The organism is Bacteroides ovatus (assembly GCF_001314995.1).
Taxonomy (GTDB): Bacteria; Bacteroidota; Bacteroidia; order Bacteroidales; family Bacteroidaceae; genus Bacteroides; species Bacteroides ovatus.
Genome location: NZ_CP012938.1, coordinates 644,013 through 661,767 on the forward strand (window position 1 = coordinate 644,013; position 17,755 = coordinate 661,767).

Here is a 17,755-nt window from a genome sequence, read left to right on the forward strand (position 1 = left end):
TTTTCTATTTTATTAGTAGCTGCAAATGTACACGATAATTCTTAATAAACCCACTTTTTCAGAAAAAAGATACTGAAGCTATTGCAGGTTTCAAAAAAATATCTACCTTTGCATCCGCAATCGAGAGAGATGCTAAAGTGAATATTTTGGTGCGTTAGTTCAGTTGGTTAGAATACATGCCTGTCACGCATGGGGTCACGGGTTCGAGTCCCGTACGCACCGCATTAGGAAATAAAAAATCCTCTGATTTTCAGTAAATCAGAGGATTTTTTATTTTGAAGATAGCGAATAATCGCTATCTCTTTTTTCCATCATATCCCCATTTCACATAGATGGCTCCCCATGCAAATCCTGCTCCAAATGCAGTAAGAATTAGGTTATCTCCTTTTTTGAATTTATCTTCAAAATCCCAGAGGCAGAGTGGGAGAGTGCCGGCACTAGTGTTACCGTATCGTTCGATGTTGACCATGACCTTTTCGACAGGAACTTCCAAACGTTGTGTTACGGCGGTGATAATACGTTGATTAGCCTGATGAGGAATTACCCAGTCGATGTTTTCTTTGCTTAGATGGTTTCTTGCAATGATAGATTCACAGGCATCAGCCATGTTGGATACTGCATATTTGAATACAGTACGTCCTTCCTGATAGATATAATGCATTTGATTATCCAATGTATAATAAGAAGGAGTACATATAGAGCCACCCGCTTTAATGTGCAAAAAAGGCAATCCTTTACCATCTGTTCTTAACACAGCATCCATAATGCCAAAATCTTCAGTAGTAGGTTCAAGCATGACAGCTGCTCCGCCATCACCGAAAATCGGACAAGTTGCCCGGTCGGCATAATTTATTATTGACGACATCTTTTCAGCGCCTACAACTACCACTTTCTTGTAATTTCCAGAACGGATAAAATTGGCTCCAGTCTCCAGTGCATATAAAAAACCGCTGCAAACAGCTTGCATGTCAAAAGCAAAAGCTCTTTTCAGTCCCAGTCTTTCACATAAAATAGAAGCCGTGGAAGGAAAGCGGTAGTCAGGGGTTGTTGTAGCTACAATTATCAGATCAATATCATCCGGATTTGTTCGGGTGCGTTTTATTAACTGTTTGACAGCTTTACGAGCTATGTAAGAAGTTCCCAGTCCTTCCTCTTTCAAAATACGTCTTTCCTTAATACCAATACGCCCCATAATCCATTCGTCGGTAGTATCTACCATTTTGGAAATCTCATCATTGGTCAAGATGTAATCGGGTACATATCCTCCGACTCCTGTAATTACTGCGTTTATTTTTTCCATTCGTTTTATCTAGTTTTGGTAAATTGAATAAGGAGGTTCATTCGAAAATCAAAAATGCGGGCGCAAATATATGGAAAAGAGACCGAATTCCAATAGTAGTTTGTGAAACTGTAGCCTTTTTAATTAATAAAAAGGAATATTTGACCAAATTTTGTCTAAATTTTTAGCAGGCAATTTTTGTTTAAATGAAAGAGTTGCTGTAAATAATTGATTCATAAGTAATTGTGAATGTTGCTCCGGTATTGCTAACTACGAAGTTTGTCAAACAACTCGTCATTGTATAAAGATGACTTATTGGTTAGAGACTATTTAAATTTTATGCAAATCATATTTTCGCTTCCTTTCTTGTCTTGCAGGTTCAAGATTTTCTTGATGACTTGCAAATGTGTGTTCTTCTAAATCCATACTGCCATCGGTAATGTATGGTAATAGTCAGTTATTCATCAAGAAAAATATTGTATATGTGAAAATATACACAGCGATATGATAACCGGCAGAAGCTGCAGTACGTGCCAGATGCAGTGCAAATGCTGTTTTACCTACCGCAGGACGGGCAGCAATAACGATCTCCTCACCGGGTTGCCAGCCGCATGTCACCCGGTCAAGGTCGGCAAATCCAGTAGTCAGTCCTGTAGCACTGTTCTTGTTGCTGGCCATGCGGGCCTCTATCAACTTATAGTGTCCTCTATGAGTTGTGACGTGGAACGGAGATGTTCGGCAGTACCACATTCATTTTCCAATCGGTCGAGGAGGGTATGGGCATTTGCCAGCGTATCGTCTATATCAGTTATCCTGATAGTTGGGAAAATAAGCCACTGCCATCTCGGATAGTACGTGGCAACCGTGAAGCAGCCAGTCAAAAGATTGATTATCCATTGTTTAAAATATTTTAGTACGCCGCAAAATTATGACTCGTTTCATTGGATGAAAAAAACGTTTTTCTGATGCTGGTAATTTAAATGTAAAATAAGTATGAATATTTTTAAATAAAAATCTAATTATTTAAACAATCTTTTCTATATTTGCATTTGATATTAAATTTTATATGACGGTTTTGTCGATTAATAATCAGTAATATCAAACCATTTATATATAACTAAATTTTATAATGTTGAAAGGAATAGAAATAATAAAAGATCGTTTACAACGAAAGCGAAAACAGTACATCCATCAGGGAGAGAAAATAGAACAAATGAAGTGTACAATGCAAAACACCGGTGAGGAAATTGAGCAACTGGAATATGTGCTTAATGAGATGGAGCATATAGCGGATGTAAATCGTGCGCCACGAGTGATTCCAAATGCTAGGGTGGAGGAGGTGTTTGCATATCTCTGCCGGGTGTTTGAGTTTTTGCAGCACCGTTTAAAGCTGCATTTCAAATATAAATTGGCATGCGAAGTCATCTTTGCCTACTATCAGTTTAAAAGTCGGTTGCATACTCCTGGACGGGAATATTTAAGCTTTGCAACTATACTGACTTACTTTAAACGTGAAAGAGGAATGGCGTATGGGTGATTTCAAAAATATCGAAATATAGAGATAATAGTGTGAAAAACAAATGTTTTAGGAACAGAAATGACGAATTTGATATTTTTTCCTTATTTTTGTGTGTCCATTTTTGAATGATATGATACAGATAATACGATTAAAAGGAAAAGACAAACACTTATATCGGCTTTTAGCGCCGATGGTGATGGATCCCGAAGTGATACGCGCAAACAATAATTACCCTTTCAAGACGGGCGAAGAGTATGTGTGGTTCATTGCGATTGAAGATAAAGAAGTGGTGGGCTTCGTCCCCGTGGAACAGAAAAGCCGGAAGAAAGCTGTAATCAATAATTATTATGTGAAGGCAGAAGGCACCGTACGGGAGGAAATCCTGTCACATCTGTTGCCCGCTATCGTTGCGGAATTTAGGCCCGAGAGTTGGTTGCTCAATTCGGTCACACTGGTACAAGATAAAGGAACATTTGAAAAGTTTGAATTTGTATCGATGGACAAGAAATGGACACGGTATGTAAAAATGTATAGATAACTTATGACGAAAAAGAAAATAGCAGGCACAAAGAATGTATATGAATTAGCACAAGAACGACTGAAAGTTATATTTAATGAATTTGATAATATATATGTGTCATTCTCCGGAGGTAAAGACAGCGGGGTACTGCTGAATATGTGTATCGATTATATCCGGAAGAATAACCTGAAGGTACGTTTGGGAGTTTTTCACATGGATTATGAGATCCAGTATAAAATGACCATCGACTATGTAGACCGGATGCTGGAGGCCAATAAGGATATTTTGGATGTATACCGGGTATGCATCCCTTTCCGTGTGGCTACCTGCACCTCGATGTATCAATCTTTTTGGCGTCCGTGGGAAGACAGCAAAAAGAATATATGGGTTCGTTCCATGCCGAAAAAGGCAATGACCAAAGAAGATTTTCCTTTTTATAATACAACCATGTGGGATTATGAATTTCAGATGCGTTTTGCGCAATGGATACATAATAAAAAAGATGCAGTGCGCACTTGTTGTCTGATCGGGATTCGTACACAGGAAAGTTTCAATCGGTGGAGATGTATCTATATGAGCCGTAAATTCCAGATGTATCATAAATATAAATGGACTTCAAAAGTAGGGAATGATATTTATAATGCCTACCCTATTTATGACTGGAAAACAACGGATGTATGGACTGCCAATGGAAAATTCCAGTGGGATTATAATGTTTTATACGATCTTTATTATCGTGCCGGAGTCAATCTGGAGCGTCAGCGTGTAGCAAGTCCCTTTATTAATGAGGCACAAGAGAGCTTGCAGCTTTACCGGGTGCTTGATCCTAATACCTGGGGTAAAATGGTGGGAAGGGTGAACGGTGTGAACTTTACCGGTATGTATGGTGGTACTCATGCAATGGGATGGCAATCGGTGAAACTTCCCGAAGGATATACATGGCGCGAGTTTATGTATTTTTTGTTGTCTACTCTGCCGGAGCGGGCGAGGAAGAATTATCTACGGAAACTTTCAGTGAGCGTGAATTTCTGGCGGACAAAAGGCGGATGCCTGAGTGATGCCACCATCCAGAAGCTGATTGATGCGAAAGTACCGATTATCGTTATGGACAACAGTAACTACAAAACGTTGAAAAAACCGGTACGTATGGAATATCAGGATGATATTGACATTCCGGAATTCAAAGAAATACCCACGTATAAGCGAATGTGCGTTTGTATTCTTAAGAATGACCATGCCTGCAAATATATGGGATTCTCACCTACAAAGGAGGAGATGAGTAAGAGAAGTCAAATTATGGAACAATATAGAATCATAGTATCATGAGTGTAGATAAAAGCCCTGTTTACGAGGTAAAAGCGGTACCCGTAGAAAAAGTATATGCGAACGATTATAATCCGAATGTCGTTGCACCGCCTGAAATGAAGTTGCTGGAACTTTCTATTTGGGAAGATGGCTTTACGATGCCATGTGTATGTTACTACAATAAAGATGAAGACCGTTATATCCTGGTGGATGGTTACCATCGCTATACGGTATTGAAAACTTCCCAACGAATCTATAAGCGTGAAAACGGTTTGTTGCCGATTGTGGTGATAGACAAAGACTTGTCTAACCGTATGAGTTCAACAATCCGGCACAACCGTGCGCGTGGAATGCATAACATTGAATTGATGTGCAACATTGTTGCGGAGCTTGATAAGGCAGGTATGTCCGATCAATGGATAATGAAAAATATTGGTATGGATCGTGATGAATTGTTGCGCCTGAAACAAATTTCAGGACTTGCTGATCTGTTTGCTAATCGCGAATTCAGTATTCCTGATGAGGTGGCACCTACGGAAACTGAGCGTAAAACCTTATAATCTGATAGTTATATATATACAGAAATTGAGCATTTTGTCATTTGGGCACAAATTATACAAGTTATTAGCTTATTTTGTTGTATAAAACAGCTAGTTATTCTGTCTAATTTGTGCCTAAGTTGTGTCTAAATGACACGAAAAACTATAACTTCCCTCTATTGTCCAAGTTTTTATGAAAGAAACTTGGGAATTTTAAAATGTTCGCATATCGAAAGAAATGAGGATATTGAGTATTTTTGTTGTGAATTTCGTAACCTTGTTGTTCGCTACCTACATAATTAGTCCCTTTATTCTAAGTTGATTCTCTGTAACAGAAATGAATACAATTTTGTATCTCCTTTAATATTCCGAAATTTGCAATATGAGATTTGGACAAAAAATATTGTCCTGAGAGAAAAGCAAAAAGAGAAGTAAGAGAGATATATGAGAAGTAGAAGAAAGTACATTAGAGAATTAATGAGAGAAATAACAAGACTTACAACCTGTTTTTTATATTTGATTTCTTTATTATCTGTGGTGGGGTGTGTGCAGGAGTTGAATGTGACCGGCACTCTCATCCAATTAACGCCAGAGGTGACAACTTGTGCGGATATATATGCCGGGTTGTTGATTAAACCATTGAGCAATCCATTGCTTGGCTCTCTGCCTTATAGTGACATTCAAGAAACTATTCCCATGAATTATATTATGTATGAGTCCGGCTTCAGAACAACACCTGTCTGAACATTCAAGGGACTTACAAAAGTCAAGACTCTTATTACAAGATACCGATAGTCACTTCCGTTGGTCTAGTGATAACATAGGTAACCATAGGTAACAGTGGGGGACTCTGACTGGTTGATGTGGTATGAAGAAGGACAAAGAGAAACAGGTGACAGGATGATGTATATCTAACATTAAAAACAGGAAATTTGGAAAAAGAAGTTCATATTAGACAAAGGAAAGCTGTTCCTGCTGCGGGAAGTACGCTTCAGCTCATGCCTACTGAAAATTCAAATTCGGAGGTATATGAAATCAATTATTTCTGCCTTACGGGCGAAGTGGATGAAAGTGCTAAAAATTGGATCCGTCTGTATTCTTCCGTAATGCCGGAGGAACATACAGGAGAAGAACGCATTATCGTTGAAGACGGTAAGATATATATTAAGGTATTGCCCAATATAGAGGCGGATTCCAGAAACGGAATCGTACATCTCACAACAATGGCGTCTTCCGTTAAAACGGGCATCAGTAATGTGCAACGCATAAAAATAGATGTTACTCAATTGGGGCAATAAATAACAGTAAATGTGATATAAATGAAGAAAGTTGCTATACTCATATTATTCATGCTCGGATGTGCTATTTCCGAGGGTTATGCCCAGAAGGTTGCGTTGAAAAGCAATCTGCTGTATGACGCTACCACTACCATGAATTTGGGGTTGGAGATCGGACTGGTGCGTAAATGGACGCTGGACATTCCGGTCAATTATAATCCGTGGAAACTTTCCGACGGCAAACGCCTCCGTCATTGGGGGATACAACCCGAAGTTCGTTACTGGTTTTGTGAGAGTTTTCGCCGTATGTTTATCGGAATGCACGGACATTATGCCGATTTCAATGTAGGAGGGTGGCCCGACTGGTCTTTTATCAGTGACAATATGCAGCATACGCGTTATCAGGGATATCTTTATGGCGGTGGCTTTTCCGTAGGATATTCGTGGATTCTGAAAAAACGCTGGAGTATAGAAACGTCTGTCGGAGTGGGATATGCGCACATTGTATATGACAAGTATCCTTGCGCTACCTGTGGTACGAGATTGAAGGAAAGCAGCAAAAATTATTTCGGACCTACCAAAGCAAGTGTGTCACTTATTTATGTAATTAAATAATAAGGAGTATGATAATAAGAAATATAGGTTTCCTTGTGTGTATGTTGGTGGTTTGCAGCCTGAATATAAACACAGCTATGGCTCAATCCCGCTCTTACGAAGGTGGCATTACCGTGAATCCGGTGCGGTTGGAACAGAAAGGTGATTTTATTCATGTCGATATAGATTTTGTTTTGAATAATGTGAAAGTGAAATCTGCCCGGGGAATGGATTTAATTCCGCGGCTGGTGACTTCCGGACGCACTCTGAATCTTCCGAAAGTTTCTATTAAAGGTCGTGACGAGTATTTGGCGTATGAGCGTGGGCTTGCGTTGATGAGCGCCAAGGAGAAGAGAAGCTACGAGAAGCCGTATATAGTGGAAAAAGCCGGAAAACTAAGAAATGATACGATTCGGTATCAATATCTGGTTCCGTTCGAATCATGGATGAAGGATGCGCGTCTGGACGTGCAGCGTGACGAATGTGGTTGCGGTGAAACGGCATTAATGAACATCGAGGAATTTGGCAAAGTGACGTTGGAACGTGTATGGACGCCTTACGTAGTGGCTCCTCAGTTTGCCTATCTGCAACCGAAAGCGGAAGAAATCAAACAACGGGATGTTCAAGCGGAATGTTTTCTGGATTTCGAGGTGAATAAAGTCAATATTCGTCCCGAATACATGAATAACCCTCAGGAGCTGGCTAAAATCCGGAAGATGATCGATGAGCTGAAGTCCGATCCGAATGTGAAAGTGAACCGTCTGGATATTATCGGTTATGCGTCTCCGGAAGGAACATTGGCAGCGAACAAACGTCTGTCTGAAGGACGTGCCATGGCGCTCCGGGATTATCTGGCATACAGATACGATTTTCCGAGAAACCAATACTACATTGTCTTTGGAGGTGAAAACTGGGACGGACTGGAGAAGGCGCTTGAAACAATCGAATTGGAATATAAAGACGAAGTGCTGGATATTATCAGGAACATACCTATTGAAAAAGGAAGAGAAACAAAACTGATGCAACTTCACGGAGGGACGCCTTACCGATACTTGTTGAAGTATATTTTCCCAAGTTTGCGTGTGGCTATCTGCAAAGTGAATTACGAAGTGAGGGATTTTAGTGTGGAGGAAGCAAAAGAGATTATCAAGACGCGTCCGCAGAATTTGAGCTTGAATGAAATGTTTCTGGTAGCTAATACCTATCCGACAGGCTCGCAAGAATTTATTGATGTGTTCGAAACGGCTGTCCGGATGTATCCGCAGAGTGAGATTGCAAATATAAATGCTGCTACTGCCGCTTTATCACGCAATGAATTGGTTTCGGCTGAACGTTATCTGGGCATGGTGAATTCGAATAAGAATTTGCCGGAATATAATAATGCTATGGGAATATTAATGTTAATGAAGGGAGATTATGAATCATCGAAGAAGTATTTGAAGTTTGCAGAGCAGTCAGGTCTGGATGCAGCTAGGGGCAATCTGGAAGAATTAGTCAGGAAGAAGGCTAATGCTGCTAAAATGAAAAAGAATGGTAAGTAAAACTTACTGATTAAGTGGGAAATTATATAAGTATTAATTCTAATATTTTTTTGTATTATGCTAAAGATTAAATCAATTTTAGTTTCGTTGCTGGTTGTTGCGGCACTGGCAAGTTGTTCAAATGAGAATCTGGAGGAAAATCCGGAGGTTGAAGGGGGAGCAGGTTATGATGTAGCTTACGTATCAATTAGTCTGACTAATCCCAAAGTGCCTGGTTCACGTGCTTCTGGTGAACAGACGGCTTTAGAGGAGGAAAGTGCGATTAATGAGCTCTATTTGATTACGTTCAATGCGAGTAAGGTGGTGACTAAGGATGAAAAGGCAACTAAGTATGCCACGGTATTGGGATCAAGTTCTTTCGGAACAAATAGTGGAGTTACGACTCCGAATACTCCGGTTAAAGTGGATCCGAATACTAAGTATTTGCTTGTTATTGCCAATCCAGGTTACCAATTAAAGGATCGCTTGGATAATCTTTCAGCGGGTGCAACCTATGCTACCATCAATGGAATGATTACAGTTCCTGAAAACAATACTAAGCCCAACAATGCTTATCTGGTAGAGGAGGTTGTACACTCCAATGGTTGTGCAATGATTAATGTCGGATTCTACGATGATTCCGATTCAGATCCATCCAATCATGCATGGGAGGATGAATGTCTGCTTGATGTATCGGATAAGATTGTTTTGGTCAGCGACTATAAATCGGAAGCGCAAGCTCAGAATGCAGCGAAAAGTAATCCGGCTACCCTTGAGATAGAACGCCTTGCTGCAAAATTGGAGGTTATGATTGGCAGTCCATTAGCAGTTGGACCTTTTGAAGATGGAACAAATGCAAGTCTAGGACAGTTTGATTTTGGAAATTGGACTATAGATTACTACAACTCCCTGTTCTTTCCTTTTGCAAAGAAGACTACCACAGCATCGTCTCATACTACCGGATTTTACAAAAGTAACTTCTATACAGTCGACCCGAACTTTACGACTGCGGGTGGAACCGAATATCTTACAGGCATTATTAAGAATACACTCGATGCTGCAACTCGCGAACCTAAGGTGGAATGGGTTGCTGAAAGTGCGACTGCAGGTGATAATTACAAATACTGTATCGAGAATACGATGGCCGCAGGATATCAGAAGTTCGGTGCGGCTACGCGTCTGGTACTTAAGGGACAGTATGCACCTTGGAAGTCTGGTGAATTTACTTTAGGAAATGACTGGTATCGTCTTCCTAACGGAACTAACTCTGTAAACTTCAAGAGTTTTGCCGACTTGCTGGCTGCTTATACGCCTGCCAAAGCTAAAGAAACAGCCTCAGACCCTATGACCGCCCAGGAGAAACTTTTAGTTTCGGCATGCGAACTGTTCTATACTCAGATAAAATCTGAACTTACCGCCAATGATCCGGGTGATTTTGCATCCCTTACGCAGGCTATTCTTGACGACAACAACATTCAGAATGGTGGTGAACTGTGTAAAAAAGAAGGTTGCATCTATTGGTATCCAAAGAGTCTCAACTATTACTACTATGAGATTCGTCATGACAATGCAGCCAATTCTTACATGGAGTATGGGAAATACGGTGTAGTACGTAATAACTATTATACGCTTACGCTGACAAAGGTGAATGGTAACGGTACACCGTGGTATCCTGGTGGTGGTCCCGAAGATCCGGATGAAGAAGAAGATATCGATAAGAAAGGTGCCTATCTCCATTTTGAGATTAAAGTTGCTCCGTGGATATACTGGACTACAAATTTCGAAATCTAAATAAATTCTTTACTTTCAAAGAAAACAGGGCAGTGCGGACTGCCTGCCCTGTACTTTTAAAATAGATATTCCGTACGGAACAGACCGCCGAAAAAAGTAAAAACAAGCCGGTGACAGGCTTCCCAAAAACAGCACTGAAATATACCGGCGCATCCGAGATGCAATGAAATGCAAAGCGCGCCCCAAAAAGAGGAAATAACCGGAGGTCACAAAATAGAGATCTCTGACAATATAAAATGGCAAACCGATAGGGTTGCCCCCTAAAAGAAAAGATATGTTCGGAAAAACTAAATCGCTGTTCCTTATCGTTGCTTCGATGCTATGTATGGCTTCGTGCGACAGTATACGCGAAGACCTGCCACGGTGCGAGCTTTGGTTGGAATTTGTATTCGACTACAATATGGAATATGCGGATGCATTTAATCCGCAGGTTAAATCGGTGGATGTACTTGTGTTCGATAGCGATGATAAATTGCTTTTCACCAAAAGTGTCAAGGTTGCTGCGCTGGTTGGTGGAAACCGAATGTCGTTGACCGACGAGCTCGATTTCGGAAGTTATAAAGTACTGACCGTCGGAAGTCTGTCTGACAGATTCCGGCTTTCGGACAATGCAGGTAATAAACTGGTGCCGGGAACAACCACCCTCCAACAAGTCATTGTATCCCTGAAGCGGGAGACGGGGGGTGTTAATTTCGAATTTCAGCATCTTTACTTCGGAGAAGTTGTGGAAGTGGACCACCTGCCATCCAATACCAACCACAAAATTTATCCGGTGAACCTGATACGTGACACCAATCGGTTTAATCTCGCGTTAATGGGATATGAGGAAAATAAAGTGGATGGCACACAATATACATTTGAAATTCAGGCACCGGAAAATGCGGTTTATTCCTGGGAAAACGAACCCACAGGACAAGGGCCAATTACTTATGTGCCTTACTATACAGGTCCGGGTGAAATATCCGATGTGGTTATGTCCGCACGCCTGAATACGATGCGTTTGCTCAACAGGAGCGGATGGGATTATAAGTTTATTATAAGGGATGCGAATACCGAAGCCGAAGTCTGGAGCTACAATCTGATGACACTATTGAGCATTGCCCGGCCGGTTTCCCGTTACGACGGAACGGAACTTCCCTTTCAGGAGTATCTTGACAGGCAGAGTGAATGGAACCTGGTATTTACAGTTGTTGAAAAAAACGGAGGAGGATTCCTTCAAATTGGTATTGTCGTGGGGACCTGGATTCATTGGCTCCACGGGATGGAAGTTTAAGAATGAGAAAAAAGCTATTACATATCATTTATCTGGCATCCACCATCCTTTTGTTCTCATGTAGTAGAGAAGCTGATGTGGCTTATGAGTTGCCTGCCCATACTACCCGGGCGCAACTTAGCATCGACTTGGTGAACAATGGGGATGTGGAACAACAGGAGAAGATAAACTCCATGCGGTTTATCGTATTCGGCAGCACGCCCGGTGGCGTGAGGCTGGATGTGAATGAACACATCCTGTTGAGCACTCCGGAGACAGCTACTGATATAGATGCGCAACTTCTCGAAGTGACTTCCAGCAATGATATCCTGGTCGTAGTTATTGCCAACGAACCGCAGAGTCTCACAAGCCAACTTGACGGTATAGCTAATCTTTTGACGTTGCAAGAGATGATTTACGACATCTCCAGCATACTGAATAGTGACGGGCAGATTATTTCGGCGACCGGAATGCCTATGACAGGAGTGATCCGGGATATATCCATAGCACCCGATGAAACCAAAACAGTGCAAATGGTAATCGAACGTGCCGTAGCCCGGGTAGATGTCTTTATCGAAGCTATAGACGGCGGGGCAGTGACCGGATATACTGCCGGAAGCACCAGTGTCACCTTGCATAATTTTTCCCACGATAGCTATTTCGTGATGGGAAATGTGGGCAACGGCACGCGTGATAACGCCGACTCTTCAAAAAACTACGGAAAGGTGAAGGAAGACGTGTCGGAAAGCAATTTATTAACGCATAGCTGGACGGCTGCGACTACAGAAACTTGGGCATACTCATCGGCTCCCGGAGCTGAAAACCGGAAGTTGCTTTGCTCGTTCTACACAGCCGAACGCCTATTCAAGTCGGATTATTCCGACCGACTGTCTATCAGTATGGCTAATGTCCTAAAAGGGCCTTCGGACGTCACCGGAATAACCGGGAAAGTAATTGAAAGCGTAACAAAGGTTGACGGCACAGGTAGTCCGACAGCGCAACCTTTTACGGAGATCCGTCGGAACAACGTGTATCAGGTAACGGCACGCGTAGGAAAAATAGGTATTCAGATACTGACGATAAGCGTAGAAGATTGGGGTGAAAGACAAGACATTGATTTGGATATGGACTTGTAATATCTTTCGCTGATTGTTTTTAATTTCGGAAAAGAAGTAAGATGATAAAGACTATAAATAATATTAGGATGATTATGGCAATGGCTGTCCTTTCGGTTGTCCTCTTTTCGTGTGTCAGAGAAGAGATGACGTGTGATAAGGAATTAATTGTTGTGCAACGTATCGGTGAAGGTGGCTATGTCTACACTCGTGGTACGGTAATCTCTTCGAATACCGATCTGAAAGAAGAGACTTTCGGTCTTTACGGCTCACTGACTCCCAATGCTTCTGTTCCCCAACCATACTTCAATGCAAGTGCTACGGTTAACGCCGACCTGACAGCCACCATCTCGCCGTTGCAATATTGGCCAGGATTGTTGAATGCGAGCATGAAGTTCTTCTCCTGGTATCCGTACAGTGATGCGAATGCGCCTACTGCGAGTTTCATTGATCCCGGAGAAATGGTGCTGAATTATACAGCGAATGAATCTGCCGCCAATCATGTCGATGTATTGGCGGCTATATCGGGCCCTGTATGGGTTGAAGGTGTGAATATACACTTCTACCACACATTGACCAAGGTTACCTTTACATTCAAGAAAGTAGCTCCTGTACCGAATGAGGTGACTATCGAGAAAATAGAATTCCAGAATGTAGGAAAAAGCGGTAACCTTGCGATGACTGAAATTCCGACCACCACGACGAAAAACGGCAAACCGAAGTTTGTCTGGAGCGATGTCGTCACCGGGAAGGTCGCTTCTACTCCCATCGGTAACAAAACGGTGACCGAAGATGCCACCTTGATAGGTGATACATTCCTCATGTTGCCGACTGACGCTTTCTCCGCAACCGCCAAAATTGTTGTTACCACCAACTTTGGCGGTCGGGAATTCCTGTTCAGTGATATTCTCGCCAAGAATCCGCATTCTTGGGAATCGGGCGAGTACATCAACTACAATCTTACGATATCCAACGAAACCTATCAGCTTTCAGCTACCCCGCTTGAATGGACGGAAAGCCCGGTGAATGTAATTTTCGATAAACAGTATTATCTCAAATTATCGCAGACCAAGGTACAGACGGCTGGTGATGGGGTCACTGTCAATATAGAAGTGAAAACGAATTATGATGCTAGTCCGGATACAGGATTTCTGCCGGGGGCGTCATTAAACAAAAGTACCATGGATACGTGGCCGACAGTTAATATGACTCAGATATCTCTTTCGGAAGGAGTGTATACGTATAATATCCAGGTTGTGATGCCCAAATTTAATTCAGGAACCGGAACTAAGCGGGAAACAGGCTTTTATATCAATGCTGGTAATCTGCAGCACCATGTACTGTTGAGCCAGTGGAGAGAAGACGGAGAGTGGCTGACCTCAAACGTAGAGTTGGACAGCAACGATAATGGAACCGGAAATATGCGACGTCGCAAGATTGTTTTTACTTCGGGTAATCCGGGAATATGGGAGTGGAAGATAACCCAGATACAGGATCCGGATAAAATTCTGCTTAACAGTGAGACAATGCTCGAAACAAGTGGCGTGAGTGGTGATGCGGTTTACTTCTACTTTAGAGCCGATGCTGTGTCCGGTGATACGGCTAGACTCACACTAACCAATACGAATGGTGATAATCTGCCAATAACGGTGACATTGACCGCACCATAATGACGAATATGCAATATCAAAGTTTAAGGAAAGGAAATAGAAATATGCAATATGGGTTTTCAATAAAAAGAAAGTGCTATCTTTTGTCTGTTCTGTTGATGACGGTATGGCTTACCGGATGCGTACAGGAAGAATTTGAGTCGACGCCTTCTCCGGCAGGAAACGGTATTCGCTTTACATTAACGGTTCCCGATGTAAACCTCCCGTCCGTATCTTCGCGTACGATGACCGGAACGGGAACAGCAAAGAAAGAAGACGAAATAGAAACGGTGGATATTCTTGTTTTTGATATGTCAAAAACGCCGGCAGTATTTCTGGAATGGGCCAGCGCTACAGAAGTTACGCAGGATTTGGCTGACAATTCCACTGTGAGTTTCTCTGCCGTACTTTCTCCCACTACCGCATCTACCTGCATCGTGGTCGTAGCAAATAAGGAACTTGATGGTATTGTGTCGGGCTTCACGAAGGGAGTGACCACCAAGGTTCGGGCAATGGAAGAGATGCTTCACACCCAAACCGGCAAATGGCTGGCAGACGGCTCGACAACCGGTGGGTATACGCGGATTCCGATGTACGGGGAGAAGGTAATAAGCAAAATCACTCCTTCGATGAATCCGATAACCGACATTAATATGAAACGTATGCTAGCGCGTATCGATATCCGTAATAACAGTGTCACTTCAAATTTCACGGTCGAAGAGGTTTACCTGGCCAATTATAATACCACCGGATACATTGCTCCGGCATGGAACACAAACGGACAGGTTACTGAACCGGCTCCGGATACTCCTGTTCTCCCCACGGGCAGTGGTAAAATGACGGAGGAAGGGAATGCAATCCTTTATTCCGTAAATGGTAACACACCCTACGATGGGGAGATTTATACATTTGAGTCCCTGGCGGCAGGGGATGCCGGTGGTGCGGGACAAGACGGAGAAGCGAGCCGTAAAGATGCTACTTGCCTGATTGTGAAAGGAAAGATCGGTACGGGTGAATCGACATTTTACCGGGTGGATTTTACCAAAAACGGAAATACAGGAGAGCAGGTGGAATATTTGCCCTTGAAGCGAAACCATAAATACATCATTACCATTACTAAGGCGTTGGGTACCGGTTATAAAAGTTTTAGCGAGGCGTTGGCATCTTATACAGTCATGTCCAACCTTAAAATCCGGTTGATACACTATGACCGTGACAAAGTCAAAGATGTAGTCTACAATGGGCAATATATGCTCGGAGTGGGTGAATCGGAGGTCGCTGTAACTCAATACCAGAATAATAGTTATGCCATAGACGTTTTTACTGACAGTCCCGGCGGCTGGAAGGCCACCGTTACTGCAGGGAGCGACTGGCTCAAATTTGAAGGTGGAGCTGATGCGGCATCGGGCGTTGCGAACGATGATACCCAACTCAAATTGAAAATTCCATATTTTAATAATGAAAATATTGGCGTTGGGCGTAAGGCTACTGTTACGTTGACGGCAGGGCGCCTGACTCACAATATTGAAGTGACACAGTATACAATAGATCCGGGAATTATCAAATTTGTCGATGCATACGGAAATGTGTTGGAGAGAGGTCTTTTTTTTCCAATTCGAAATCCTGATGGCGACGAACTCCCTCTCGAACCGCAGACGGTGTATGTCATGTTTTCTGTGGATAGGATAGAAGGTAAGCTTTATGGCACTGGCGGTGTCAATATGGTCCAATATAATGCCGGCGGTTTGATTCCGCAATTAGACAGGACGAATGCGATACCGTTCAGTGAAAGAGTACAGGCGTTTACCATACAGCCTAATCCGCGAAGAGCAGGCGATGGTACTGTTGAAGATGGTGCAGGCTGGTGGTGGCGTTGGGACTTTATGTTGTTCGACCTGTACGATAAGGAAGGATACCTTACTCAAGTACAATTCCCCATCAATCAGGGGGAGCTGGAGTTTTCACTCCGATATCTTTCCACTACAGTCAATAGTCGTACTTATAAAGTCAATCTGGGTGCGGAACAATACTTGCAATTGTTTGTCAATAACAATTGGGAAATTATGGATATTGAGGAATTGAATATAACGAACGATGATGGCACCGGACTGATTCGGACCGATTCGGATAATGATGTAATTATAGGTAGAAAGAATGCGGACGACAAGATGTATCTTGAGTCTATCATAGGCTATGATGACGGCAAGGGAAATGATGTGCTTGGTCATGGATACGATTTCAGGCTGAAGCTTCACCCCGGCAAGTGGAAAGAAGGAAAAAGCGGAACGATAAGAATCACGTTCAGAAATGTAATGCATACCGTGGCGGATGAAGAATTCCCGTTTTATCGTACGATTGACCTTCAGATGGTGTCCGAAACCAAATCTTACACAACTGCCGGGGAACCTCTTTTCTATCTTTATCCGCTTCGGTTTGATAATAGGAGATATTATAACGGAACTAACCAAAGTGTGGGGCGATTGGAAAATGTAGCCGATGCGGAGGATATCTGTAGGAATATAGGCGATGGTTGGCGTCTGCCTACTGCTAGTGAACTGTTGCTGTCATTTGTCTATGAAAATGCTTTGGGTGGTAATGCGATTAACAGTAATTATCATGACGGTCAGAATATATATGGGTGGTATCAAAACTGGACAGGTAACTACTGGTCTTCATCATACTATGAGGCTAAAGGCTCTACAACACGTTTTGGGATGGAAATGTCGGCAGGTTATCCGGATTCCGCACCTGTTAGTAATAATAATTATTTTCGTTGCGTAAGGGATAATACAAATAGCGGAAAGAAGTACCCTTATTTGATGGTAGAATCCTCGGGGGTCACTATTGTCTCTCGCGATGCCAGTGGAGGAACAGATCCTTCGGTGTTATTTGCTTCAGGTGAAACTCCGGATACAAGTGGCGCAATGAATAAGGTTGCTCCTAAGTTTCAGATTGAAAATTCCAGTAGTAATGGTAAAACTTGGGCGGAAGCAAAAGCGGCATGCGAAAGCAAAGGGAGTGGCTGGCGTCTACCTACTCAGCGTGAGATGTATTTAGTACTCAGTATGGGAGGGGCTGTTACCAATATCGAAAACCAAGGTTTCGGTGACTCGACTACTTGGACAGGGAACGGATTCGAGAAGATTAGTGCTGTGCACTGGACATTGACTTCACGCGATAGCAACTATTGGCTGGTCGGACATAATAATGGTGAATTCGGCGCATGGGCTACGGTAGAGTCCACAACTTGGGCTTGGTATCGTTGTGTGCGCACAATAGAATAAAAGCTAAAAGAACTGTATCAGAATGTTGTTTGTCTTCATTCTGATACAGCTCGTCTATTAAATCCTTTTCTTTTTATTCCTAGAATCCACAATGTTTAGTGTGTTTCCCTT

At 42.4% G+C, this 17,755-nt stretch carries 15 protein-coding genes and 1 tRNA gene; 14 read left to right on the top strand and 2 right to left on the bottom strand.

The genetic code is table 11. From position 1 onward, the window contains the following. Positions 1-148 precede the first annotated feature (148 nt). Positions 149-222: transfer RNA gene (locus tag Bovatus_RS02650), tRNA-Asp, on the top strand. Between the two features lie 73 nt (positions 223-295). Here Bovatus_RS02650 and Bovatus_RS02655 read toward each other — a convergent pair. Together Bovatus_RS02655 and Bovatus_RS02660 are read right to left on the bottom strand one after the other, a co-directional pair. Next, complete coding sequence (locus Bovatus_RS02655; RefSeq protein WP_004300429.1) at positions 296-1,300, bottom strand: beta-ketoacyl-ACP synthase III; 1,005 nt, start codon at positions 1,298-1,300, stop codon at positions 296-298. A gap of 432 nt (positions 1,301-1,732) precedes the next feature. Then, a complete protein-coding gene (locus Bovatus_RS02660; RefSeq protein ID WP_004318548.1) occupies positions 1,733-2,029 on the bottom strand; it encodes a DnaB-like helicase C-terminal domain-containing protein in 297 nt (98 codons plus the stop codon). Positions 2,030-2,408: 379 nt separating this feature from the next. Between Bovatus_RS02660 and Bovatus_RS02665 the strand changes: the two genes are divergently transcribed. The 13 genes from Bovatus_RS02665 (at position 2,409) to Bovatus_RS02720 (ending at position 17,644) form a co-directional block, all read left to right on the top strand. After that, positions 2,409-2,816 carry a hypothetical protein gene (locus Bovatus_RS02665; RefSeq protein ID WP_004300432.1) on the top strand — a complete coding sequence of 136 codons (408 nt, stop codon included), beginning with the start codon at positions 2,409-2,411 and terminating at the stop codon, positions 2,814-2,816. 112 nt (positions 2,817-2,928) lie between these two features. Then, positions 2,929-3,336 carry a hypothetical protein gene (locus Bovatus_RS02670; RefSeq protein ID WP_004300433.1) on the top strand — a complete coding sequence of 136 codons (408 nt, stop codon included), beginning with the start codon at positions 2,929-2,931 and terminating at the stop codon, positions 3,334-3,336. Between the two features lie 3 nt (positions 3,337-3,339). Next, positions 3,340-4,644 carry a DUF3440 domain-containing protein gene (locus Bovatus_RS02675; RefSeq protein WP_004300434.1) on the top strand — a complete coding sequence of 435 codons (1,305 nt, stop codon included), beginning with the start codon at positions 3,340-3,342 and terminating at the stop codon, positions 4,642-4,644. Further along, positions 4,641-5,183: an IbrB-like domain-containing protein gene (locus Bovatus_RS02680; protein ID WP_004300435.1), complete on the top strand. Its 543-nt coding sequence runs from the start codon at positions 4,641-4,643 to the stop codon at positions 5,181-5,183. Before Bovatus_RS02675 ends, Bovatus_RS02680 begins: the two co-directional genes overlap by 4 nt. 423 nt (positions 5,184-5,606) lie before the next feature. Beyond that, positions 5,607-5,906 carry a hypothetical protein gene (locus Bovatus_RS24525; RefSeq protein WP_004318544.1) on the top strand — a complete coding sequence of 100 codons (300 nt, stop codon included), beginning with the start codon at positions 5,607-5,609 and terminating at the stop codon, positions 5,904-5,906. A 188-nt stretch (positions 5,907-6,094) separates the two neighbouring features. Continuing rightward, positions 6,095-6,460: a hypothetical protein gene (locus tag Bovatus_RS02685; RefSeq protein WP_004300437.1), complete on the top strand. Its 366-nt coding sequence runs from the start codon at positions 6,095-6,097 to the stop codon at positions 6,458-6,460. Between the two features lie 21 nt (positions 6,461-6,481). After that, positions 6,482-7,054, top strand: coding sequence for a DUF3575 domain-containing protein (locus Bovatus_RS02690; RefSeq protein ID WP_004300438.1), 573 nt, complete (start codon positions 6,482-6,484; stop codon positions 7,052-7,054). Between the two features lie 8 nt (positions 7,055-7,062). After that, entirely contained in the window at positions 7,063-8,574 is a 1,512-nt protein-coding gene (locus tag Bovatus_RS02695; protein WP_004300439.1) for a DUF3868 domain-containing protein, read from the top strand. A gap of 57 nt (positions 8,575-8,631) precedes the next feature. Further along, the gene (locus Bovatus_RS02700; protein WP_004300440.1) at positions 8,632-10,344 is read left to right on the top strand and encodes an Mfa1 family fimbria major subunit; all 1,713 of its coding nucleotides are present in this window, start codon (positions 8,632-8,634) and stop codon (positions 10,342-10,344) included. 274 nt (positions 10,345-10,618) lie between these two features. Next, complete coding sequence (locus tag Bovatus_RS02705) at positions 10,619-11,617, top strand: FimB/Mfa2 family fimbrial subunit (protein ID WP_004300442.1); 999 nt, start codon at positions 10,619-10,621, stop codon at positions 11,615-11,617. A gap of 2 nt (positions 11,618-11,619) precedes the next feature. Beyond that, positions 11,620-12,732 (top strand): fimbrial protein, encoded by a 1,113-nt coding sequence (locus Bovatus_RS02710; protein ID WP_004300443.1) that lies wholly within the window; start codon positions 11,620-11,622, stop codon positions 12,730-12,732. A 41-nt stretch (positions 12,733-12,773) separates the two neighbouring features. Continuing rightward, positions 12,774-14,381 (top strand): fimbrillin family protein, encoded by a 1,608-nt coding sequence (locus Bovatus_RS02715; RefSeq protein ID WP_004300444.1) that lies wholly within the window; start codon positions 12,774-12,776, stop codon positions 14,379-14,381. A 44-nt stretch (positions 14,382-14,425) separates the two neighbouring features. Further along, positions 14,426-17,644, top strand: a complete 3,219-nt coding sequence (locus Bovatus_RS02720; protein ID WP_052588000.1) for a fimbrial protein — start codon at positions 14,426-14,428, stop codon at positions 17,642-17,644. Positions 17,645-17,755 lie beyond the last annotated feature (111 nt).